The organism is Synechococcus sp. PCC 7335, assembly GCF_000155595.1.
GTDB lineage: Bacteria > Cyanobacteriota > Cyanobacteriia > Phormidesmidales > Phormidesmidaceae > Phormidesmis.
In genome coordinates, this window is the sequence record NZ_DS989904.1 from 588,398 (window position 1) to 609,852 (window position 21,455).

At 48.1% G+C, this 21,455-nt stretch carries 24 protein-coding genes; 14 read left to right on the forward strand and 10 right to left on the reverse strand.

Annotation, left to right across the window (positions count from 1 at the left end):
• Positions 1–29: 29 nt before the first annotated feature.
• The 3 genes from secY to infA all read left to right on the forward strand — a co-directional run bounded on the left by secY (position 30) and on the right by infA (position 2,317).
• A complete protein-coding gene (secY, locus tag S7335_RS02660; protein ID WP_006453956.1) occupies positions 30–1,343 on the forward strand; it encodes a preprotein translocase subunit SecY in 1,314 nt (437 codons plus the stop codon).
• Entirely contained in the window at positions 1,343–1,897 is a 555-nt protein-coding gene (locus tag S7335_RS02665; RefSeq protein ID WP_006455226.1) for an adenylate kinase, read from the forward strand. The genes secY and S7335_RS02665 overlap by 1 nt, the downstream gene beginning before the upstream one ends.
• A gap of 192 nt (positions 1,898–2,089) precedes the next feature.
• Positions 2,090–2,317, forward strand: coding sequence for a translation initiation factor IF-1 (gene infA, locus S7335_RS02670; RefSeq protein WP_006455294.1), 228 nt, complete (start codon positions 2,090–2,092; stop codon positions 2,315–2,317).
• 95 nt (positions 2,318–2,412) lie between these two features.
• Here infA and S7335_RS02675 read toward each other — a convergent pair whose 3' ends face one another.
• Genes S7335_RS02675 through S7335_RS02690 form a run of 4 tightly spaced genes read right to left on the reverse strand, consistent with a single transcriptional unit; the run spans position 2,413 to position 6,187 of the window.
• Positions 2,413–3,456, reverse strand: coding sequence for a DUF1611 domain-containing protein (locus S7335_RS02675; RefSeq protein WP_006453853.1), 1,044 nt, complete (start codon positions 3,454–3,456; stop codon positions 2,413–2,415).
• Positions 3,443–4,495, reverse strand: a complete 1,053-nt coding sequence (locus tag S7335_RS02680) for a dipeptide epimerase (RefSeq protein ID WP_006456495.1) — start codon at positions 4,493–4,495, stop codon at positions 3,443–3,445. The genes S7335_RS02675 and S7335_RS02680 overlap by 14 nt, the downstream gene beginning before the upstream one ends.
• A 22-nt stretch (positions 4,496–4,517) precedes the next feature.
• On the reverse strand, positions 4,518–4,934 hold the full coding sequence (locus tag S7335_RS02685; RefSeq protein ID WP_006456555.1) for a VOC family protein: 417 nt from the start codon (positions 4,932–4,934) through the stop codon (positions 4,518–4,520).
• A gap of 20 nt (positions 4,935–4,954) precedes the next feature.
• Complete coding sequence (locus tag S7335_RS02690) at positions 4,955–6,187, reverse strand: VWA domain-containing protein (protein WP_006453693.1); 1,233 nt, start codon at positions 6,185–6,187, stop codon at positions 4,955–4,957.
• 93 nt (positions 6,188–6,280) lie between these two features.
• Between S7335_RS02690 and S7335_RS27640 the strand changes: the two genes are divergently transcribed.
• Genes S7335_RS27640 through S7335_RS02705 form a run of 4 tightly spaced genes read left to right on the forward strand, consistent with a single transcriptional unit; the run spans position 6,281 to position 8,522 of the window.
• On the forward strand, positions 6,281–6,454 hold the full coding sequence (locus tag S7335_RS27640; RefSeq protein ID WP_157620055.1) for a hypothetical protein: 174 nt from the start codon (positions 6,281–6,283) through the stop codon (positions 6,452–6,454).
• Positions 6,455–6,508: 54 nt separating this feature from the next.
• Complete coding sequence (locus S7335_RS02695; RefSeq protein WP_006454154.1) at positions 6,509–7,201, forward strand: ATP-dependent Clp protease proteolytic subunit; 693 nt, start codon at positions 6,509–6,511, stop codon at positions 7,199–7,201.
• Between the two features lie 3 nt (positions 7,202–7,204).
• A complete protein-coding gene (locus tag S7335_RS02700; protein WP_038015503.1) occupies positions 7,205–7,879 on the forward strand; it encodes an ATP-dependent Clp protease proteolytic subunit in 675 nt (224 codons plus the stop codon).
• 40 nt (positions 7,880–7,919) lie between these two features.
• On the forward strand, positions 7,920–8,522 hold the full coding sequence (locus S7335_RS02705) for an ATP-dependent Clp protease proteolytic subunit (protein ID WP_006455371.1): 603 nt from the start codon (positions 7,920–7,922) through the stop codon (positions 8,520–8,522).
• Between the two features lie 59 nt (positions 8,523–8,581).
• Here S7335_RS02705 and S7335_RS02710 read toward each other — a convergent pair whose 3' ends face one another.
• From S7335_RS02710 to S7335_RS02720, 3 genes are all read right to left on the reverse strand, one after another.
• Complete coding sequence (locus S7335_RS02710) at positions 8,582–8,998, reverse strand: hypothetical protein (RefSeq protein WP_006453907.1); 417 nt, start codon at positions 8,996–8,998, stop codon at positions 8,582–8,584.
• 75 nt (positions 8,999–9,073) lie between these two features.
• Entirely contained in the window at positions 9,074–10,240 is a 1,167-nt protein-coding gene (locus S7335_RS02715) for a glycosyltransferase (RefSeq protein WP_006455567.1), read from the reverse strand.
• Between the two features lie 263 nt (positions 10,241–10,503).
• Positions 10,504–11,688: a DMT family transporter gene (locus S7335_RS02720; protein WP_006456326.1), complete on the reverse strand. Its 1,185-nt coding sequence runs from the start codon at positions 11,686–11,688 to the stop codon at positions 10,504–10,506.
• A 79-nt stretch (positions 11,689–11,767) separates the two neighbouring features.
• On the opposite strand from S7335_RS02720, the gene sppA reads away from it, so the two are divergent.
• From sppA to S7335_RS02735, 3 genes are all read left to right on the forward strand, one after another.
• On the forward strand, positions 11,768–12,628 hold the full coding sequence (gene sppA / locus S7335_RS02725) for a signal peptide peptidase SppA (RefSeq protein WP_006455625.1): 861 nt from the start codon (positions 11,768–11,770) through the stop codon (positions 12,626–12,628).
• An 85-nt stretch (positions 12,629–12,713) separates the two neighbouring features.
• Entirely contained in the window at positions 12,714–13,094 is a 381-nt protein-coding gene (gene aroH, locus S7335_RS02730; RefSeq protein ID WP_006457397.1) for a chorismate mutase, read from the forward strand.
• A 207-nt stretch (positions 13,095–13,301) separates the two neighbouring features.
• Complete coding sequence (locus S7335_RS02735) at positions 13,302–13,781, forward strand: orange carotenoid protein N-terminal domain-containing protein (RefSeq protein WP_006456897.1); 480 nt, start codon at positions 13,302–13,304, stop codon at positions 13,779–13,781.
• Positions 13,782–13,982: 201 nt separating this feature from the next.
• Here the strand turns inward: S7335_RS02735 and crtR are convergent, their stop codons facing one another.
• Positions 13,983–14,900: a beta-carotene hydroxylase gene (gene crtR / locus S7335_RS02740; protein WP_006454718.1), complete on the reverse strand. Its 918-nt coding sequence runs from the start codon at positions 14,898–14,900 to the stop codon at positions 13,983–13,985.
• A 673-nt stretch (positions 14,901–15,573) separates the two neighbouring features.
• Between crtR and pyk the strand changes: the two genes are divergently transcribed.
• Positions 15,574–17,361, forward strand: a complete 1,788-nt coding sequence (gene pyk, locus S7335_RS02750) for a pyruvate kinase (protein ID WP_198011402.1) — start codon at positions 15,574–15,576, stop codon at positions 17,359–17,361.
• A 260-nt stretch (positions 17,362–17,621) separates the two neighbouring features.
• On the opposite strand, the gene S7335_RS02755 is transcribed toward pyk, so the two are convergent.
• Positions 17,622–17,825, reverse strand: a complete 204-nt coding sequence (locus tag S7335_RS02755) for a hypothetical protein (RefSeq protein WP_006456909.1) — start codon at positions 17,823–17,825, stop codon at positions 17,622–17,624.
• Positions 17,826–18,170: 345 nt separating this feature from the next.
• Here S7335_RS02755 and S7335_RS02760 point away from each other — a divergent pair, with 345 nt between their 5' ends.
• From S7335_RS02760 to S7335_RS02770, 3 genes are all read left to right on the forward strand, one after another.
• The gene (locus tag S7335_RS02760) at positions 18,171–18,914 is read left to right on the forward strand and encodes a hypothetical protein (protein WP_006453715.1); all 744 of its coding nucleotides are present in this window, start codon (positions 18,171–18,173) and stop codon (positions 18,912–18,914) included.
• Positions 18,915–19,058: 144 nt separating this feature from the next.
• Entirely contained in the window at positions 19,059–19,949 is an 891-nt protein-coding gene (locus tag S7335_RS02765) for a DUF1350 family protein (protein WP_006454529.1), read from the forward strand.
• Positions 19,950–20,133: 184 nt separating this feature from the next.
• Positions 20,134–20,616, forward strand: a complete 483-nt coding sequence (locus tag S7335_RS02770) for an AAC(3)-I family aminoglycoside N-acetyltransferase (protein WP_038015506.1) — start codon at positions 20,134–20,136, stop codon at positions 20,614–20,616.
• A gap of 77 nt (positions 20,617–20,693) precedes the next feature.
• On the opposite strand, the gene S7335_RS02775 is transcribed toward S7335_RS02770, so the two are convergent.
• A complete protein-coding gene (locus tag S7335_RS02775) occupies positions 20,694–21,431 on the reverse strand; it encodes a carbonic anhydrase (RefSeq protein WP_006453450.1) in 738 nt (245 codons plus the stop codon).
• Positions 21,432–21,455: the final 24 nt, after the last annotated feature.

The following is a 21,455-nucleotide window of genomic DNA, read 5'->3' on the forward strand; positions in this document are numbered from 1 at the left end:
CCAGCTACTTTCTTTCGCTCTTTAAAACTATGGTTGTCAGTCAAGGCAGGTCGCCTAGCGCTCAAGAAACGTTTTTGCAAATGGCGCAAGCCGCAGGGTTGCGCAGTCGTTTGCTCGTTACTATCGGTCTTTTGGTTCTAGTTAGACTAGGCATTTATATTCCAGTGCCCGGTATTGATCGAGCGGCATTCTCTAATTTTGTTCAGGGTGGCGGAGCCGGAGGTGTTCTGGGGTTTCTAGATATCATTGGCGGCGGTGGATTATCTCTGGTGGGTATTTTCGCCTTGGGGATTTTGCCCTTCATCAACGCATCGATTATTATGCAGCTGCTAACAGCAGCCATCCCGGCGCTTGAGGATCTACAGAAAAACGAAGGCGAAGCTGGCCGCAGAAAAATTTCGCAGGTGACACGCTATGTTGCCTTTGGCTGGACCATTGTGCAAAGCACTATGCTTTCGTGTTTTCTGCTCAGGGACTTTGCCTATGACTTTGGCGTGCCATTTGTAATTGAGACGGTAATTGCCCTGACAGCAGGTTCGATGTTCGTCATGTGGGTAGGTGAACTGATTACTGAACGTGGCCTAGGGAACGGTGCCTCACTGCTGATCTTTTTGAACATTGTCTCTTCGCTACCTCGGGTACTCGGCGAGACGGTAGATCTTGCCCAGACTGGCGATCGCTCCACAATCGGCGGCATTGTCATCTTATTCTTAGTTTTCATTGCAACGATTATTGGCATCGTTTTCGTACAAGAAGGTACGCGTCGAATTCCTATCGTTTCAGCCAGACGTCAGGTAGGCCGAAAGCTATACCTAGAGAAGAGCAATTACTTGCCCCTAAGATTGAACCAAGGTGGGGTTATGCCAATTATCTTTGCCTCTTCAATGCTGATTATTCCAATTTCACTGGTTCAATATATTCCAAGTGAAGCGTTTGCGAGATTCATGAACGCTAACTTTAGAGCCACCTCTCCGCTATACATCTTGGTGTATCTAGTGATGATTGTTTTCTTTAGCTACTTCTATGCGTCTTTGGTAGTCAATCCTGAAGATATGTCTAGAAACTTGAAGAAGATGGGCGCTAGCATTCCAGGTATCCGGCCGGGCAGAGCAACAACTAACTACATTAGTAAGGTTTTGAATCGATTGACTTTTTTGGGGGCAATCTTTTTAGGACTCGTGGCTGTAGTCCCGAGCTTAGTTGAGAGTGCAACCAGGGTACAGACATTTCAAGGGTTTGGTGCGACTTCTTTGTTGATTCTAGTGGGCGTGGCTATTGACACCGCTAAGCAAATTCAGACCTATGTGATTTCTCAGCGTTACGAAGGAATGGTGAAGCAGTAATGACACGTTTAATTTTCTTAGGGCCACCGGGTGCCGGCAAAGGCACTCAGGCACAGATGCTTTGCCAAAGTTACGACGTTCCTCACATATCAACCGGTGATATCTTGCGGGCCGCAGTCAAGGAGAAAACTGACCTAGGGCTGAAGGCTGAAGGGTTCATGAAAGCAGGTGAATTAGTACCAGACGACTTGATCTTGGGCCTGATTCGAGAGCGTTTGAGCAAAGAAGATACAGCCAACGGCTGGCTATTGGATGGTTTTCCGCGCAATGTGGAACAGGCAGAATTTTTGAATGCGCTACTAGAAGAAATTGGTCAGAGCTGTGATGTTGTTATCAATCTAGAAGTCCCAGACGACGTGCTTGTGGAGCGTTTGCTAGACCGAGGGCGGGTCGACGATAAAGAAGACGTCATTCGAAATCGTTTAGAAGTTTATCGAGAGCAAACCGAACCCTTGATTGCGCTATACGACGGTAGGAATCAACTACAGTCAGTTAACGGGAACCAGGAGCTAAGTCTAGTAACTGATGAGCTAACGAAGATCGTAGAAAGCTGATCATCTGCTGACCATTTAGAGTTCACTAATATCTGGAGCTAACTAGTAATGCCTTCGAAAGAAAGGGGTTAGCGAAGAAATATTAGCCATACTCTGTAGGTTGTATTCTATGTTTCTATTGGAATTTGCTACGCTTGTGGCATAAATATAGTCAGTTTATGCTGACAATTCATTCACTGAGGAACTGTTGGTTTGTCTAAACAAGATCTAATTGAAATGGAAGGGACGATTACTGAATCGTTGCCTAACGCTATGTTTCGAGTCGACTTAGATAATGGGTTCAATGTCTTAGCCCATATCTCTGGAAAGATTCGTCGAAACTATATCAAAATTCTGCCGGGCGATCGCGTCAAGGTAGAACTCACGCCTTATGATCTAACAAAGGGGCGAATCACCTACCGACTAAAGAAACCTAGATAAGTTTAGGGCTATACAGTTTAGGGCTATACAGTTTAGAGATATACAAAGAGGAAGAGATTCTTATTTAGCTTTAAAGAATTGCTCTAAAGAGAGTCTTATCGCTCAACAACGCTATCGAGTAAGTCCGTCCCACCAAATCGAACAACGTCAGCGCAGGGTAGTCCAGTTTCGTCAGAAACTTCTTTAATCACATCCAAAGCTGCTGTCTCACCTAGTCCGAAAGTGTTCAGAGCAATCCCGGCAACTGGCGTCTTTGCAAAAGTACCGCCTGCCCAGACAGCGCTCTCGTACAAGGCGATGACTTGCGAAAGCGAGGGAATCTTGAAATCTGGAAAGTGCTGAATATGGGTCATACCAGCTTTGTGAACCAGAATTAAGGCAGTTGGTTGAGCTCCTCTCATAAGAGGTAGCGTCGCTGTAGAGCCAGGATTCAACAGCGACCCTTGCCCTTCGATGAAAAGAATATCCTGCTCTTGAGAATTACGAATGACGGCTTGTTCGACCGCTCCAGCGGCATAGTCTACTCGGATAGCATCCAAAGCAACACCGGCTTCACCTAGCATTAGCCCTGTTTGACCAGTGGCGATGAGTTTAGCGCGCAATCCCTTAGCGCTAGCAGCACGGGTAAGTTCGAGACTAGTAGACATTTTACCGACCGACATATCTGTACCGACCGTGAGAACGCGATCGCACTCCAACAGTCTCGCTTTTCCACTGCCGACCTCTAATCCTTCTGGCTCTTGGCGAATATCCCACACCCACCGGCCAGGCCGAATCTGCGATGAAATTTCACGGTCTGCATTCATCTGAGTATGCAAGCCATTCATTACAGAGAGTCCGGCGCTTACAGCCTGCTTGACTTCTGCGTACCAAGGATCAGGTAATCTGCCCCCAGAAGGCGCTAGTCCAATCGCTAGAACGGTAGGGTTAAGAGCCAAAGCGGCTTGAACAGAGGCAACCACAGGAACCTGACGATCGACGCCAGTTAGCTCTTTAACCGATTGACTTACGGCCGTTTCATCGATGACAGCAACGATTTCGTTGCGGCTATAGCGCAGTAAGGAAACGCCTGTTTTGCCCTTACTGCCTGCGAGGCCATTATGCAGCAAGATAGCAATGCGATCATCAGCAGTAAGCATGGCGAGAGAGTCCTAGTCCAGGTCGCGAATTGGGCATGAGAACGCCGTTGTTTAGCTGGGCGCCAGAGAACGGGTCGTCTTTAAGATTAAAATGGCTGTCAAGATCGAGGTGATTGGCTAGCGGTGCCAGATGAGAGAGGGCAGTATTCGAGATCGCACTATCTGAATAACAGCCAAACATCACCTGAAGCCCACAGGCTTTTGCGGTATGAATCATCCGCCGAGCTTCACTTAGGCCACCGGACTTCATTAGCTTAATATTTATGCCGTCAATGCAGTGTGCCAAACGATGAATATCGGCACTGTCAAAGCAGCTTTCATCAATAAAGATCGGCAGCGGTGATTGAGCTTTCAAGGCCGGGAGAAGACCGTCATGGGCAACTGGTAACGGCTGCTCTAGATAGATCACTGCGCGATCAGCCAGCCAGCTAGACATTGTTAACGCATCCGTCAAACGCCAGCCACCATTGGCATCGATACTGATTTTTGCACCTTGAGGCACTTCAGGTAAAAGGGCCTCAAACATCGCTTGATCTGCAGCGATACCGGCTGGAGATCCTAGTTTGACTTTGACAGAGGCAACGGTTTGCTGCTCGCACCACTGGCGCAGGCGCTTTGCGGCATCTTCTGGAGAACTGATACCAACGGTAACAGCGGTAGGGGTGATGAAACTTGGGTCTAGTCCCCACAGTTGCCATAGCGGGAGATTGGTCTTTTTCCCCAACCAGTCATGTAGCGCTACATCCACTGCTGCTCTAGCCGCCGAACAAACTGCCAAATCATCGCATGTCGACTCAATCTGCTGCCGCTGCAGCGGATGAAACCCTGACAACTTAGCTGATAGCGTCTGAAGGTCATGAGTGATAGCCTCAGTCGTTTGAGTCTTGTCGCCAATTGAAAAAGGAGAAGCTTCGCCCCAACCTTCTACTCCCTCGGCACTGACTTTGACCCAAAGGTTGGTTGATCCCGCGTTTGTTCCCCGGCTGATAGTGAGCGGTACACGCTTGTGTACTGAAAATGGCTCAAGCTGAATTTGCATTTCTGAAGCTGGGTAAGGAGCGCTATTCTATGACATTTGCGATCTCGATCAGGTTATCGTCTGGGTCGCGAATGTATACAGATAGAATAGGACCAAGCGTTCCTGTTCGCCGAATGGGGCCTGAAATGATTGAAATTGAACAAGATTGCAGATGTTCCACAACTTGGGAAAGTGGCGTCTGGGTCAAAAAGCACAGATCAGCAGAGCCAGGCTGAGGATAGCGAGCAGCAGGCTGAAGCGGACTTCCAGCAGAATGCAGATTAATCTTCTGATGGTTACCGATACTAAGAGCGCATCGATTATCACCGCTGCCGGTTGTAAAGTGAATGACTTTACAGCCAAGCACTGACTGGTAAAACTGACAGGTGATGCTGATGTCGGCAACGGTCAGAACTAGATGGTCTAGCTGCTCTATTGCAATCATTGGAGTTGCAATCATTGGAGTGCAATTATTGGAGATTACTGAAGCTGAGTTTTGGAAGCAATGCGAGTTTTCTTACGATCGCTCTCCGATAAATCCTTTCCTTCCTGCAGCTGAGTCGCGTTCCTTTGCAGCACGGTAGCCGCGTTTTTGTCACCCATCTGAATAGCCGTGTTCGCCGCTGACTGAAGCATCGTGACTGCGCCTGTGCGATCGCCCGATTTCAACTTGTCTTCTGCGATTTGGGTCTGTCTGTATTTGGCCAGCGCCAGAATATGCCGCTGCACGTCTGGGTTTGTAGCAGGGGTGTAGGCAGATTGAGCTAGGACGCTAACTGTTTGTGTCTCCGTCGCCTGAGCGGTTAAGTCGAAGGCTGGATCGTCATAGGTCACTTGAACTTTGGCAATCGGCGCCGATCCTTCTGCTAACTGAGGAATATACATTGTTAGCAGAATTACTCTCGGTTCATCGATCATCAGATCGCCAATTCTAATCACAGCGAGGTCCGCTTGAGTATTAGCGCTCAGTTCTACGGTTTCAGGCGCAACTTGAGCAACGGGTTTTAGATCTGCTAGACGGGTACCAGACAAAAGCTCCAAATTCAAGAAGGCGTTGGTCAGGCTAACAGACTGCATTCGAGTGAACAGACGGCCAAAAGTGGCGATCGCCTCTTCAGCATGTTCGATATAGCTAAGCGACCCGCCCCCTGCATCCGCGATTTGCTCTAAAACATCTTGGTTCCAGTGATCGCCAAAGCCCAGCGTATTGACTGTCAAGTTGTAGCCAATCGCCACGTCAGCCAGCTTAATTGCTCTAGAATTATCGCCGTGCTCATTCTCACCATCAGTTAGCAGCAGCAGCTGAGAGATATAGCCCTCTTTGCCTGAAGCGAGCTGTTCGATACCGGCTTTTAGGCCATCGTCAATGCAGGTGCCGCCCCCTGCTCGCAGGCTATTGATTCGCCTTTTGATAGCCTGCGGATCGCTTGCTAGCTCGTTGGAGATTAAGACCTCGGCTTTGTGATCGAAGGCAATAATGGAAATGCGATCTCGATTGCTTAATCGATCGACAATTCGGCTCGCGGCTTGCTTGACCGTTTGCAAAGGAGTTCCCATCATCGACCCGCTGCGGTCCAGGACAAAACAGACATTCAGCGGCGCAGAAACGCCTCCGCCTTTGGCTGCCACAGAGACCGACAGCTGACGCTGACTGCTCGCTTGATCAATTGAAAGATGAGCATCACTCAGCGCACACTGAAAATCTACCTTCATTGTTTTACTCTCCTAACCGACACGTCGCTCATCCTCAGAATTGACCAAATAACTCAAATAGCATCAACTTCTAGCTTCGATATTTCGGAATCAGTGAATTGGGTGTGGGCGATCGCCAACGGTACTCCGCCATCTGATTGGCTACTCACTCCACTTACTAGACTCAGCCTTCTATCGCTCCTGATTCATCCTGCCAAAGGTAGGGTTATCCGCCTTAAACGCGCAAATCAGTGCCACCGCACCCCGCCCACTAGCGAGCTACTATAGTATGCAGATATTTTAGATGTCGAAAAGTAAAAGTTACTGCAAGCGCAAGTTCCTATGAGTTCTTCTATCAAGGCCGTTCAAGCTCCCTACGGTGGAGGAAGTGCAGCCTATCGGACACCCCCACCTGATCTACAATCGCTGCTGCTAAAAGAGCGCATCGTCTACTTGGGTACGCCGCTAGTTTCTTCTGATGATTTCAAGCGTCAAATGGGTGTAGACGTTACCAAGCTGATTATTGCGCAGCTACTGTATTTAGAATTTGACGACCCTGAAAAGCCCATTTACTTTTACATAAACTCAACCGGGACCTCCTGGTACACCGGTGATGCTGTTGGCTTTGAAACTGAAGCTTTTGCTATTTGCGACACGCTCAAATATATCAAGCCACCTGTACACACTATCTGCCTAGGTCAGGCAATGGGTACAGCCGCGATGATTCTCTCATCAGGCGCAAAAGGGTCTAGAGCGAGCCTACCTCATGCCACCATTGTCCTTAATCAGACCCGTTCTGGCGCGCAAGGACAAGCAACAGATATCCAGATTCGAGCCGAGGAAGTGCTAGCCAACAAAGCTGCTCAGCTTGATATCCTATCTGCTAACACTGGACAATCTACTGAAAAGCTAGATAAAGATACCGATCGGATGTTTTATCTGACTCCAGAAGAGGCTAAGGACTATGGCCTAATCGACCGTGTACTAAGCAGTACGAAAGAGCTGCCGACAGCGATTCCTGCGGGGGTTGTTTAGATCATGCCCGTAGATAGAATCATGCGAGTTCCCTACAATTTACCGGGCAGTCGCTCCTGGCAGTGGGTGAACATTTTTACCCGGATGAGTCAAGAGCGCATTCTATTTCTCAATTCGCCGCTGACAGATGGGGTAGCGAACTCTTTAGTCTCGGCGCTGCTGTACTTGGATTCTGAAGATCAAAGCAAGCCAATCTATCTCTATATCAACTCGCTCGGTGATCCGGTGATGTCTGGGCAGGCAGATGAGTCTGCTGGAATGATTTCGATTCGAGCAGGGTTAGCGGTCTATGACACGATCGCACATATCAAGTCAGAAGTGCTGACAATTTGTATGGGAACAGCCTACGGGATGGCGGCAGTGCTGCTAGCAGCAGGTGCAAAAGGGAAGCGAGCAGCGCTACCTCATACCAGCATTGCGCTAACTCACCCGACTACCCTAACTCGGGGACAAGCGACCGACATCAATCTAGAAGCGACAGAGGTGCTAGCCAAGCGTAAGCTGATTCAGCAGATCTTAGCAAACAGTACTGGTCAAAGTGCTGAAAAGATTGCGAAAGATATGGAGCGGATGTTTTATCTTTCTCCGACTGAAGCCAAAGAATATGGACTGATCGATCGAGTCATTGAGAATCCGGCTCTAGCTAGATCCTCCGTTCCAGCACTATCCGAAGCCTAAATCCGAAGCCTGAACACGACCTTTTATTTCACTTTTTGCCATGCCTATTGGAACTCCTAGTGTCCCCTATCGCCTACCTGGCAGCACCTACGAACAGTGGATTAGTATCTACGAACGGCTGTTCAGGGAGCGAATTATCTTTTTGACTGAAGAGGTAGACGATGGCATTGCTAACGCTATCGTTGCCTACATGCTCTATCTCGATTCTGAAGACTCTACTAAGCCAATCTATCTCTACATCAACTCACCGGGTGGTTCAGTCACAGCGGGTATGGCAATTTACGACACCATGCAGTACATCAAGTCCGAGGTGGTGACTATCTGTATGGGTCTCGCTGCAAGCATGGGCGCTTTTCTACTGAATGCGGGCACTAAGGGCAAGCGGCTAGCACTACCCCATTCGCGGATCATGATTCACCAACCTTCCGGTGGGGTAGGTCGTCGTCAGGCGACTGATATTGAAATTGAGGCGGTGCGAATTGTCCAGGTGCGCCGCGAGCTAAATGAACTGATGGCAGCCCATTCTGGTCGAACTGTGGAAGAAATTGAGCGAGATAGCGATCGCGACAATTTCATGTCCGCGGAAGAAGCTAAAGAATATGGCCTAATTGACCGAGTCATTGAAGAGCGGCTTTCTACATAGCAGGTGAGCTACGAGCTTATTCATAAGCAGAAAGGTTCCTTCTAAAGAGCATTTAGTCTTTAGTTTGGATTTTCACTTTGTACCCGCGCATAGTCGAAGCTATGGCAAAAGCTATCTACGCCTGATTTAAAGATGTAGATGGCAACGGGCGCAGCTAGTAGAGCCGGACAGTCGGTTTCTTGAGTCAGATGGTTAACTAGCGTGCCCGGCTGATGAGCAATCAGCGCATCGCGGAATTGAGCCTGACAGGCAATATGACGGTAGCGTTTGCTAAAGCTAGCTAGCCACTGATCGTTAGTGTCCGGTTCCTGGCCAGCTCGCAGCGCTAGAGAGATGGCAGCATCTTCAATATCACCATCACAATCTGCTATCTCTTGAAGCGCTGCGATTGCCTCAGGATAGTCAGCCAAACAGGCCGTTAGCTGAGAGATTTCTTCAAAAGTTAGGAGAATCATGTCAGATGTTGATAGAACCATGAACTGTAGGACCGGAAACTACAGTACCAGAAGACACCGTATCAGCCTGAAAACGCGGCATCAGAAGATGCCATGCTAACTAGCTGTAGAGTTATTAGGCCGGACGATAGAAGGAACAGCGCCTGAGGATACGGTGCCAGAAAGAATCTGGCCAAACCACTGCTCAAAACGCTCACCCCAAGCAGGCAGATCATATAGGCACTCAGCCTGTCGACGACAGTCAGCACGGTTAATCTGGTCGATTTTGGCAATCGCACCGACTAGATCCATTACATCATCAGGCGATACCAGCCAGCCTGTCTGGTGATTACGCACTATCTCGGCTAGTCCACCGCGCGCGTATGCAATCACGGGTACGCCACAGGCTAGAGCTTCAATGGCCACCATGCCGAAAGCTTCTGTCCATTTTGGTGTGACCAGTAGCGCCCGACAAAGTCCAAGGGCTTTTTGTAGCGCAGATGTTGAGAGAAACCCACTATATTCGATGGGAACGGTGGCCTGATGAATCAGAGGCTGAAGCCGCTGCCAGTAGTTAGCGTCTTCTAGTTTGCCAAATATCTTCAGCGGCTGGTGGGCTGCGTCGGCAGCAGCAATGGCATCTTCTAGCCCTTTCTCAGGTGAGATGCGTCCAATCCAAGCAAGGGTATCTTCTGGGCGATCGCAGTAGTCGTACTGGCGAATATCGATTGCACTGCCAAAGAGGCGCCAACTGCGCTCAGGCATAGGAAAGGTTTGGACTTGTGATCGCGTATAGGCACCAAGCGTGCCAGGAAATTGAACAGCGGTCTGAGCGATCGCGTGATCTAAGGCATCGTTCAAAGAACCCATGCTGACGAAGTGGGCTACTGGAGTTTTGAGAAAGGATGCAAGATAAAATGGCAGCCAATCATAGGCAAAATTCACCAGCAGGTCATACTTTGACTCATGTTCTCTGGCATAGACCCAAGCATTCGCTAGGGCTGAGCTGACAGTAACAGGCGCTAAGCGGTCTTGCGTTTGAGCCGTTGGCTGCCACTTACCGGGTATCTGAATTAGCGCTGTCGGTGGATGCACTGCTACGGGCAAACTAGATCCTTCAGGCGCAGCAATATCAATCTGATGACCTTTTGCTCTCATCACCTGTACTAGGTTGATCACCGTCAGCTCGACGCCGCCGCCTAACCCAGAGCCTAGAGGACCCACTGGCGTGGAGAGAAACAGTATTTTGAGCGGCTTTGTCAGAGTTCCTAGGCCCCAGCTCACGAATTCTAGATCTCTAGTCTATTGCATCTGTTCTATTGCAATCTGCTAGGTGCAATCTGCTAGGTGCAATCTGCTAGGTTAATTGAGACGCTATCATCGGCTACAACCGTCGTAGAACCGCGGCTAGCCTGACTAACTGACAGATGAATTATCGACTGCTATGTGACTGCGCTCATGTCCATAGCTGATCAAACTAGGTAGTCCTTACTGGGTAGTCTTATAGGTCGAGCCGTTCGATTTCAAGATCTAGGACTTAGCCTTAGCTATCTATCCTTGTGTTTGCTTGGGCCTTGCGTTTGCTTGGGCCTTGCGTTTGCTTGGGCCTTGCGTTTGTTTGGGAGGCCAACAGGAAGCGCAAGCTGCTCTGATAGATAAGTAGATAGCTGTACCCGCTGGTTGATTAGATAGATGCTGATCAAGGTCAGCATGACACCCGACCACTGCAAAAAGCTAAGACTCTCGGCTAGTAGCAAAGTGCTGAACAGCAAAGCAAAAACGGGCGTTAGGAAGGTAAGGGCGCTAAGACTCGTCAGATTACCCTGGGCCGCGATGTAGAAGAAAATACCATACGCGATCGCACTGCCAAACACCGTCGCATAGCCGATCTCTAACCACCCCGATAGCGAAATGCCCTGCCAAGCAGCCGGCTCACTCAGCGCTGAGGCAACCGTCAGCGGAATTCCGCCTAAGATCATATGCCAGCCTGTTGCTGCAACGGGATCAGCTTTTTTGGCCACAAATCCAATCAAGATTGTACCGACCGCCATCGACAGCGCCGCCATCAGCATCAACCACTCGCCCTGCTGAAAAAGCACTGTCCAAATCTCTTGTTCAAGAGCAATACTGACATTAAACCACTCGCCTTGAAACAGTGAAAAAATCCACTCGTCAGGCAAGCCGATAAAGCTGATTCCAAGTAGGCCAACACTTAGGCCCAGCCAGCCTAACGGCCCAATCCATTCTTTAAACAACAATCTTGCCATGATCGCCACTGCTAGCGGCTGCGAGTCGATCATCACAGAACCTAACCCAGCCCCCGTACGCTCAAGTCCTTCTGCCAAAAATCCTTGAAACAGCGTCCCATCGACTAGCGCGAACAGCCCGATCCAAAGCCAGGCTGACCATCCTTTTGGCTGCTTCCTGCCGAGCACCACCGACGCCAAGACGACTAACGCACCCGCTGGCAATAGTCGCATGCTTGCCAGAAATAGCGGACTAGTCTCATTCATGACACCCTTCATCGCTACCATCGCAGTCCCCCATAGGAAAAAGGGAGAAATTAGCACTAGCGGACTGGCCGCCAGACTCGCGACTGGCTGAAGGAGCGAAGGGATGCCTAGCGGCTGTTTAGCCACTTCATTAGCTACTGGGATGGCCGATGACGTAGCCTCCTCATTGGGCGACTGGACAGGCGACTGAGCAGCGTCTTTAGTCTGAGGAGCATCCATTCTTTAGAAAGGTATAAGGGTGAGACAAGGCGTATACTTACTCTAAAGTAATGTTAAGCCCAGCGCACCCAGAGATTCCATGATTTGGCCTTTTAAGCGTCGATACCGTAAACAGATCGCTCGGATTGAGATTTCTGGTGCGATCGCTGGCTCTACTCGTAAGCGAGTCCTTGAAGCACTTAAAGAGGTTGAAGAGAAGAAATTTCCAGCTTTGCTTCTCCGCATCGACAGTCCAGGCGGGACCGTTGGTGACTCGCAGGAAATTTATAGCGCCCTTAGAAAGCTGCAGGAGAAAGTCAAAATTGTTGCTAGCTATGGAAATATCTCTGCCTCAGGAGGCGTTTATATCGGTGTGGGTGCTCACCATATCGTCGCGAATGCGGGCTGTATCACAGGTTCTATTGGTGTGATTTTGCGCGGCAACAATATAGAGAAGCTGCTAGATAAGGTAGGCGTCTCTTTTAAAGTCGTTAAATCAGGGCCCTACAAAGATATTTTGGCTTTTGACAGACCGCTCACATCCGAAGAAGAAACGATTCTACAAGAGCTAATCGATGTTAGCTACGGACAATTTGTTCGGACGGTCGCAGAAGGGCGCAACTTACCTGAAGCCAAAGTACGCGAGTTTGCAGACGGGCGCGTATTTACTGGTGAGCAGGCGCTAGCACTTGGCATGGTAGATCGCTTGGGCTCAGAAGAAGACGCGCGGCGATGGGCCGCTGAGCTAAGTGGACTCGATCCAGAGAAAGCGGAATGCTTCACCTTTGAAGAGAAAAAGCCGCTTTTGAGCCGAGTACTCCCTGGAAACGATGCGCTTTTAGGGTTCTTACCAGCAGCTATGCCTGCAACTATGGCTCGAATAGAATTTGAGATAGAGACCAGTGGAGTACCGCTATGGATGTATCAACCAGCCACAATTCGAGGACCGCTTTCTAGGTAGGACAGAGACACCACGAATCGGGACGCCACTAATGGTTAAATGGTGACGATAGGTAGACGATAGGTAACAGAAGGAAGGTATCGCTGTGGACTGGCAGATACACGCCATTCGGGGGGCAACCACCGTTTCAGAGAATTCGACAGAGGCGATGGCTATAGCGGTCAATGAACTACTTGACGCGCTAGAGTCAAATAACCCACTCGATACCAGCAAGATCGTGAGTGTGACGTTCTCGGTGACCAGGGACTTAGATGCTGTGTTCCCAGCCGCGATCGCCCGCAAACGTCCTGCATGGGACAGCGTTCCCCTCTTAGACGTTCAGCAAATGCACGTTGAAGGCAGCTTACCAAAATGTATCCGGTTCCTGTTGCACATTTATCTACCAATCCACCATACTGATGTTAACCATATCTACTTGCGTGGAGCACAGAAGCTAAGGCCTGACCTGTGCTTGGCAGCTGATTAGAGAGCATAGCCGCAATTGTGCCTAGAACCCTGAAGGTCCTCTAAGGGGCGCTTGGTCAGGCGCAGCCATAAAGTTTGTTATAGCTTCGCATCGTACTTTTGAAGGAGCATCAACTGCGCAAAGTCCTTCTAGAGACTATTCAAGAGAGAGCATCTAGCGCCTTAACATTTCTTTTGTCATACCTAAAGTACAAAAGGAATATTTAATATGGTTACCGGCTCTACATCTTCTACCAGTCAAGAAGTCCCTAGCGATATCTCTCAAGAACTCGCTGCTTTCAAAGCGCTTACCACAGACGAAAAGCTAGGTCTTCTTTGGGTCGTATATGAAAATATGGGTGGCTCAATTACGCCTGCTGCGCCTAGAGCAGCAGGTCCTCAGTTTACAGCAAATCTCTTTAACTCAGTCAAAGGCATGGAAGAGGCTGACCAAATGGCATTCATGCGAGATCTAGTCGAAAACAAAAAGACTGAATATACAGAGACTTACAGCACCTTTGAGGCAGACAACAAGCTGGTATTTTGGTATCAGCTATCAGAAGGGATGGCCGCCGGAGACGTCATTCCTGTTCCCGATGACTACGAAATGTCTGGCGCTACCTCACAGGTATTCAACAAGATAACTGCTCTTGATTTCAACCAACAAATTACTCTTTTACGCTACTGCGTTGTTGATATGGGTGCGTAAGAGTTAGAGGTATCTACAGCAATCTGCATTTAGCTTGACTGTTGCCTTCAAAGGAGAATACGCGCTCTTGACCTACTAGATAGTTGTTCGTTAAGCAGTGTGTTGAACTTCTAGACTCAACCCCCCTGTTGGCTTGCAACAAGGGGGGTTGAGTAAATTTGGTTAGTTCTTCAGAACGCTTGCTTGTTTACTTTCCACCATTTACTTTCCACCTTGGGGCTTCGAGTGGAAACGGATACCCAAAAATAGGTCGTACAAAAAGCCTAAGAAATCTTTTGTCTTTAGAAGCCCTAATGACTGAGGCGATCCTTTTTCATCTAGTAGTGGCTTCATCACTTCGTAAGCAGGCTTGTACTTGTACCAAGGGATAGAAGGCCATAGATGATGAATCAAGTGGTAGTTTTGACCCATAATCAGCAGATTCAAAATCTTGCTAGGATAGACGCGGGCATTACGCCAACGATGCTGCTCTTTGAAAGGACGATGAGGTAGATAGTCAAAGAACAAACCCAAGGCTAATCCCACTACAAGCGCAGGTGAAAACCAATAGTTTAGTAGATACTCAATAAAGCCAAAGTGATAGGCCGTATAAATAAATAGACCAACCGTCAGGCGACTTAGAAACCACTCCGTAAGTTCATTATTCTTCCAAAGCTTGCGCTTGAAAAAATAAATCTCATGATAGAAGAAACGAGCAGCAATTAGCCAGAGAGGACCACCGGTAGAAACAAAATGGTCGGGATCATTTTCTGGGTCATTTACGTGGGCATGGTGCTGCAGGTGTACTCGCATAAACACCGGAAAGGTAAATCCCAGCATCAGGGCGCTGCCATGTCCAAGTGCCGCGTTGATGGTTGAATTTTTATGAGCTGAGTTGTGTGAAGCGTCGTGGATGACGGTGCCGACTAAATGCAAAGCCAAGGTGTTTAGTATAAAGCAACACCAGTGAGGCCACTGCCAAGAAAAATATCCTACTGTTGAAAAAACAACTAGAGAAACAGCTCCACAGAAGATGAGAAGATTAGGGCTCACACCACCATCGGCATCTAGAAACCGCTTAGGGACACGTCGGGTAACCGCTACCGGTACCACTAGGGGCTCTACTGCCGCCGACACCATACAATTGCTCCTTGACACCGCTTTTTAGAATTTCCGTTCTTCGGTAGTATACGCTACCCTTGATAAATAATAAAGTTTTATGACGTTCTTTTAAGTTTTTCCAAGTGCGTGAAATGCAGTGCTGGTCGGTCTTTTATACATTCGTACACTGATGATCTGCTTCAATACAGTCAGGTCTCTCAAACAAAGATTCTGCGCAGAAGCGAGAATTAAATCCGTTCAATACTTTCATTGAAAAGTTGAAGGAAAGCACCATTCCCTATTGTCAAATCAACCGAAATCCGATACAGGAAATCCTTTTTCACCACGTTTCTTCAACGGGCCGTAGATAGAGGTAAATAGAGTTTGCTATCTGTAGATGAGACTGTAGCGTAGACTTCAAGCCTATGGGTGTACAAAATCTGTTTAAAAGCTATCTATAAGTAGAAACTTCTTGAAAACTGACACTTATATCAATTACGTATTCTATCGCTGCTTTTTCCTTTCCAGCTTTTTTCTTTTCAATAGAGCGATCGCCTCTGGCTAAGAAATGCCCGTATCTGCACAGCAATTCTTGACGGGCTTCTTGAACGGCTTGCTGCTTTGTAGCGGACCTCGCAGTGGTATCGTTTGAGCAGATATCTGTTCTTATATTTCCACCCATAAACGTATGCGATCTCATCTGGGAAAGGCGCTGACAGCACGCCCAGCCTTGCGTCGAACCAAAATCGTCGCAACCATAGGCCCTGCCACCCAGGACCCTGACACACTTAGAGCAATTATCGAGGCAGGCGCAACGACCCTTCGGTTAAATTTCTCGCACGGTGACAAAGAGAACCACCGTCAAAACATTCAGCTAATCCGTCAAATTTCCTTTAAGTTGCAGCAGCCAGTAGGCATCTTACAGGATCTTCAGGGACCCAAAATTCGCCTAGGGCAATTCGAAGAGGGAGCTATTTGGTTATCTAAAGGAGATAGCTTTATTCTTACTAGTCGCAAAATTCCAGGCACTCAAACTGAGAGCTCGGTCACCTATGAGCCGCTAGTCGAAGAAGTTCCAGAAGGCGCAACTATCTTGCTTGATGATGGCAAAGTAGAGATGAAGGTAGTTGGAAAAGACATCGCACAGCGCAACTTGAAGTGTGAGGTTGTCGTTGGTGGGAAGCTTTCAAATAGCAAAGGTGTCAACTTTCCGGGCGTTTATCTATCGATCAAGGCGCTCACCGAAAAGGATAAAGAAGATCTACAGTTTGGTCTAAATCAGAATGTGGACTGGGTAGCGCTGAGCTTTGTACGTAATCCCCAAGACGTCTTAGAAATTAAAGAGATCATCCAAAGCTCTACGAATCGCCGGGTGCCGGTAATTGTAAAGATTGAAAAGCACGAAGCGATTGAGCAGATGGACGCAATCCTGTCGCTCTCAGACGGGGTTATGGTGGCTCGGGGAGATCTCGGTGTAGAGCTGCCGGCTGAGGATGTGCCGATCTTGCAAAAGCGACTAATCGCAACAGCAAACCGATTGGGCATTCCGGTGATTACAGCTACTCAGATGCTAGATAGTATGGTAGAGAGCCCAAGGCCAACTAGGGCAGAAGTTTCGGATGTAGCAAATGCTATTTTTGACGGGACCGATGCGGTGATGCTTTCGAATGAAACAGCTGTCGGTGACTATCCAGTAGAAGCCGTTGCTACGATGGCACGAATTGCGCTCCGGGCCGAACAAGAGCAACAAGTGCGCTCTATTGACGAATTTAACAAAAGTCATACGATTCCGAATGCGATTAGTCAGGCGGTAGGGCAGATTGCGGCTCAGCTAGATGCATCAGCCATCATGACACTGACTAGATCAGGCGCAACCGCACGTAACGTATCAAAGTTCCGACCACGAGCTCCCATTTTGGCGGTAACACCGCTAGTAGATGTTTCTCGGCAGCTTCAGGTAGTTTGGGGAGTGAATCCACTGCTAGTTGTTGATTTGCATTCTTCAGGGCAAACTTTCCAGGCGGCGATGAACGTAGCTCAAGAAGATGGATTGCTTAATGACGGCGATCTCGTGGTGATGACAGCAGGTACGCTACAGGGTGTTTCTGGGTCTACCGACCTGATCAAAGTCGAGGTGGTAACAGCCGTGATTGGCTCTGGTCGAGGCGTTGGCGAAGGCTCCGTGAGCGGTCGAGCCCGCGTCGCCCACGATACAGCAGCAATCAAAGACTTTAATACGGGTGAGATTTTGGTGGTACCACGAACAAGTGCGGACTATGTCGATGCGATTCGTAGAGCAGGTGGCATCGTCACTGAGGATGATAGCTTAACGAGCCATGCGGCGGTGTTGGGTCTGCGACTAGGAATTCCGGTAATTGTCGGGGTAAATAGGGCCACCGAGATCATCCGAAATGGCACCATTGTGACGCTAGATGTAAGTAACGGAGTAGTTTGCTCTGGAACGTTCACCTCACCACAAGAAGAAGTCGCACTAGGTTAGCTAGCTGCCTTTTTTCAGCCTTCGTTTTGAGCCTTTACTGTCTTCGTTTTAAGGCCTTACTTGCCTTCGTTTTGAGGCCTTACTGGGAGAGCAATACTTCGAGACTTGCGTTGCAGTTCTACATAGGATTATCTAGACCACACTGACCATTAGCACGTTAATCTCACGCTATGTCGTCCGGTCTATGTAGCTATCGACCGGACGACATGGCGTGAGGTGATGGTGAACAAATTCCTCAAATACGCTCATCCACAGATTTCTCAGGTTAAAGACACCCAGTGTAAGGAACCGTTGAACTTTTTTCGGCGGGACTCGAACACAATCGGCAGCGGTAGGGCTTCGACAAGCGTTTCTAATCGAACATCGCGACAGGTCTGCAGAACGGTCACCAACAGGCTCAGCAACAGATACTGACGAGCGCTGAGGTGAGACTTGAGCGGAGCTTGATAGCTTTGGAATATCATCGGGTAGATAGGTGGAGTTCGCAAAACTAGCCTATCTTTTCTTCTATCTGGGCTGTTCACGCTTTACTGACACTGGATTGTAGACGTTGTGTCACCCTTTCAGGCTCAACTAATAAAATCCAACATCCAATTCACGATTGAAAAACCGACTGTCTATGTCAATTCTTCAGTCACGCTATAGGCAAAAGTGGTATAAGAACAGGCGATATAAAGTAAAAACAGAAGCAGAATTACGAACTATCTGCGATCGCGCCATATCAACCGTTCATAGAATCACCCCGATGGGTATCCCCTTCTACTAGCCAAATCGTTCATCTTTAACATCAGTTTAAGAGGAATCGATACATGCTACTTTCGACATTTGAACTACTGCTAAAGCCAATTACACCCAACCCAGGCACCGTTGCCGGATCGGATCGCGGCATTCTTCAAGGTTACTTTTTGAACGTTGCCAACCCAACCAACCGTAATTTGCGAATCCGTCTGAGATTCAATGCGACGACTCCATCAATTAATCCAGCAGAACTTCTAGACATACTAGACACAGGAGGTACCAATAATTTTGCCGGAAGTTTAGTTGCGGATGGGCCTAATCGATTTAGATATGATTTTTCACTGAGCGCTGGCGACACAGGCTTATTCATTTTACAGCCCGATATTCTCAATCTCGATCCAGCAACAGATCAAGTAGAAGTCAGAGGCTTTGTCGAAGTCTTTATTGTCGTTCCCTTCTTTTTTGGAAATCCTGCTTCGCTACTCTTGACGCCTGAGCATCGCGGAACATTCTTACCCTCCCCTGGTGGGAATGGAGAATTTGATCAGCTAGCCGTGTCTTTGCCTACCTCCACGGGCGCCAGTCTCATGGAAGTTGACGTTATCTTTGATCCTCCTATCCCTCATATTCCCCTTCCAAATCCTATCCCTATCCCCCTTCCAAATCCTACTACCGTCTCGCCTACAGCATCTGGTCTGGCTGATAGCAACGGCGCTGACAGAGCATCTGTACAGGCAGACTTGCCACAAATTTTGAACGCAATGGCAGAGAGAATCGAATCTATCGAAAATGGCCTGGCGGTCAGTCAAAGCTAGATTTGAGATGACGTAGCTCGTACTCAATCTATTACTGACTATCTGTTCTAAAGAGAACCGTGATAGCAGGGTGAGGAATATCTTTCCTAGCAACTGAGAGATATTCCTTATCTTCTGCTACGCAAAGTTATAGAAGCTAGGACTATGAAAGATTCAATAGCTACGAAACCCTTCAAGTTTCGTTTTTTTCCAACTAGGTTTACCTGGGCGGCTATCCATCCTCGACCGATTGGCGTTGTTTACTTCATTGGAGGTGCTTTCTTCGGCTCTTTCCCAACGCTGTTCTACCGTTTTCTACTGAAAAGTCTCTTCTATAGGGGCTATACAGTTATCGCGCTACCCTTCAGGTTTTCGCTCCGCCACTGGTCGATTGCATTGAGCCTACTTGAAAATCAGGATGATATTCGTAGAGAGATCCAGGAAGAAGCTCAAAAGCAAGGATTTGAAACTGTGTTGTACGAGCAGGAAGCCAAAATCAACACTGCAAAGATAAAGGAGTATTGGATGGGCCATAGTTTAGGATGCAAATACATTGCCCTGATGGAGCTGCTGACTGACTTTGAGATCTTTGATAAGCAGAACGCCTTGATTCAATGCTTAGGACCTCAGCAGGCTGAACGGATCAGCACTCAGATCGATAAGTCGTCTCTAGCATCTATATCGCTATATAACCAACCTTCTATTCTATTAGACCCAGTAATTTCTGATTTGGACAGTGCCGTTCCAATTAAGCCTTTGCAGCGATTGCTTAGTCGTCTGATTCAAGTTTTGCCCTCCAGACAAGAGACTTTCTGCCTGGTCAGAAACTCGAATTTATTCGCACTGACGTCTATCATTGCATTCAACAGCCGAGTTGCTGAAGATTCAATCGTCAAGTTAAAACAGATTTTGAAGAAGACTTTACTTGATTTTCGTAGCGTCCCAGTTGAAAAATCGCGACTCGGCAATCACCTAGCGCCTCTAGGAGTAAGCTCTGGTAATCAGGCTATTGTAGAAGCTGTCTATGATGAGCTAGAAAAGAGTCGTAAGAGATAGATAGCCTAAATATTGAGCTATGGCAATCCGCTGGTGCACTATCCGCTAATGCATTAGACGCATTAGTGGAGTGATTACACATAGCGCTACACGAGACAAAGAATATAGCCCAGATATGGCTCAAGCTAATGCGTAGGTGGCTATAGATGGCGAACGCCATAGTTAAGCGCGCAGCGAAGTCACTATGTCCCTTTCAACTCCCTGTAGGATTCAACAGCTTACTTCTAGTGACCTATCAACGATGGACGCGCTGCTAGCCCTTTTCGGCAAGGTCTTTGCAGAAGCAGCCTATGTCGATAAACACCCAAGCGCTGACTACATGCGTCGGTTACTTGAAAGTGACTACTTCATAGCGTTGGTTGCATTCAAGAACAAGAAGGTAGTAGGTGGTATTGCAGCTTACGAATTGAGAAAGTATGAACAAGAGCGCAGCGAGATTTATCTATATGACTTGGCCGTCGCAGCAGCTCATCGACGCGAAGGCATCGCAACAGCCTTGATTGAAGAACTGAGAAAGATAGCAGTTATACGCGGCGCTAGTGTGATATTTGTCCAAGCCGATACTAGTGTTGAGGATGAGCCAGCGATTGCACTCTACACAAAACTCGGCACCAAAGAAGAAGTTCTACACTTTGACATTGCCGTCGAGAACGAACGTTCTACATAGTTACACCTCTAGTGCCTAGTTACCTCTATTGCCTAGCCGCCTATAGTTACCCGCTAGCCGCCTATAGTTACCCGCTGTTATTGGTTGTAGAAAGCAGGAGAGCCCCTGAAGATACGATCGCGTTGCCCTTGAGAAAGCCGAGAAGACCCGCTGGCTTGATAAGCTACTGGAATGTCTTGAATGTCTTCGTTGGTCGAACTCGATAGCGGCATAAACGAGTGATTCGCCCGGTCGTAGGTCAGAACAGAGCCGTCGACAATGTTGTAGATCCAACCGTGGAGCTGAACTTCACCTCTATGGAGATGCGATCGCACCGAAGGATATGTCTTCAAATTATCAATTTGTGTCAGCACATTTTCTGCGACCAAAGTTGAGAGCTTCTCAGCTTTTGGTAGATAACCGTAGTGCTCTTCTACTAGCTCACGGGTTGCTTCCGTATGCTTTAGCCAGTTGTAGACTAGCGGCATTGTCGTTTCTAGCTCGCCTACTTGCAGTAAGCCTTTCATTGCTCCACAAGTTGTGTGTCCACAGACCACAATGTGCTGAATGTCTAGAGACTTGATGGCATATTCAATCGTTGCTCCTTCGCCGCCATTAGTAGAACCGTAAGGGGGAATAATATTACCCGCATTGCGAATCACAAATAAATCACCTAAATCTGACTGAGTAATCAACTCTGGCTGAACACGAGAATCAGAGCAGGTGATAAATAGAACGCGAGGATGCTGACCACGAGCTAGCTCTTGCAGCAGCTCTTTATGTTCTGGAACGTAATTGCTCTGAAACTCGCGTAGTCCTTTGATTAAATCCTTCATTGCACTTTTCTCTATCTCTGGTGT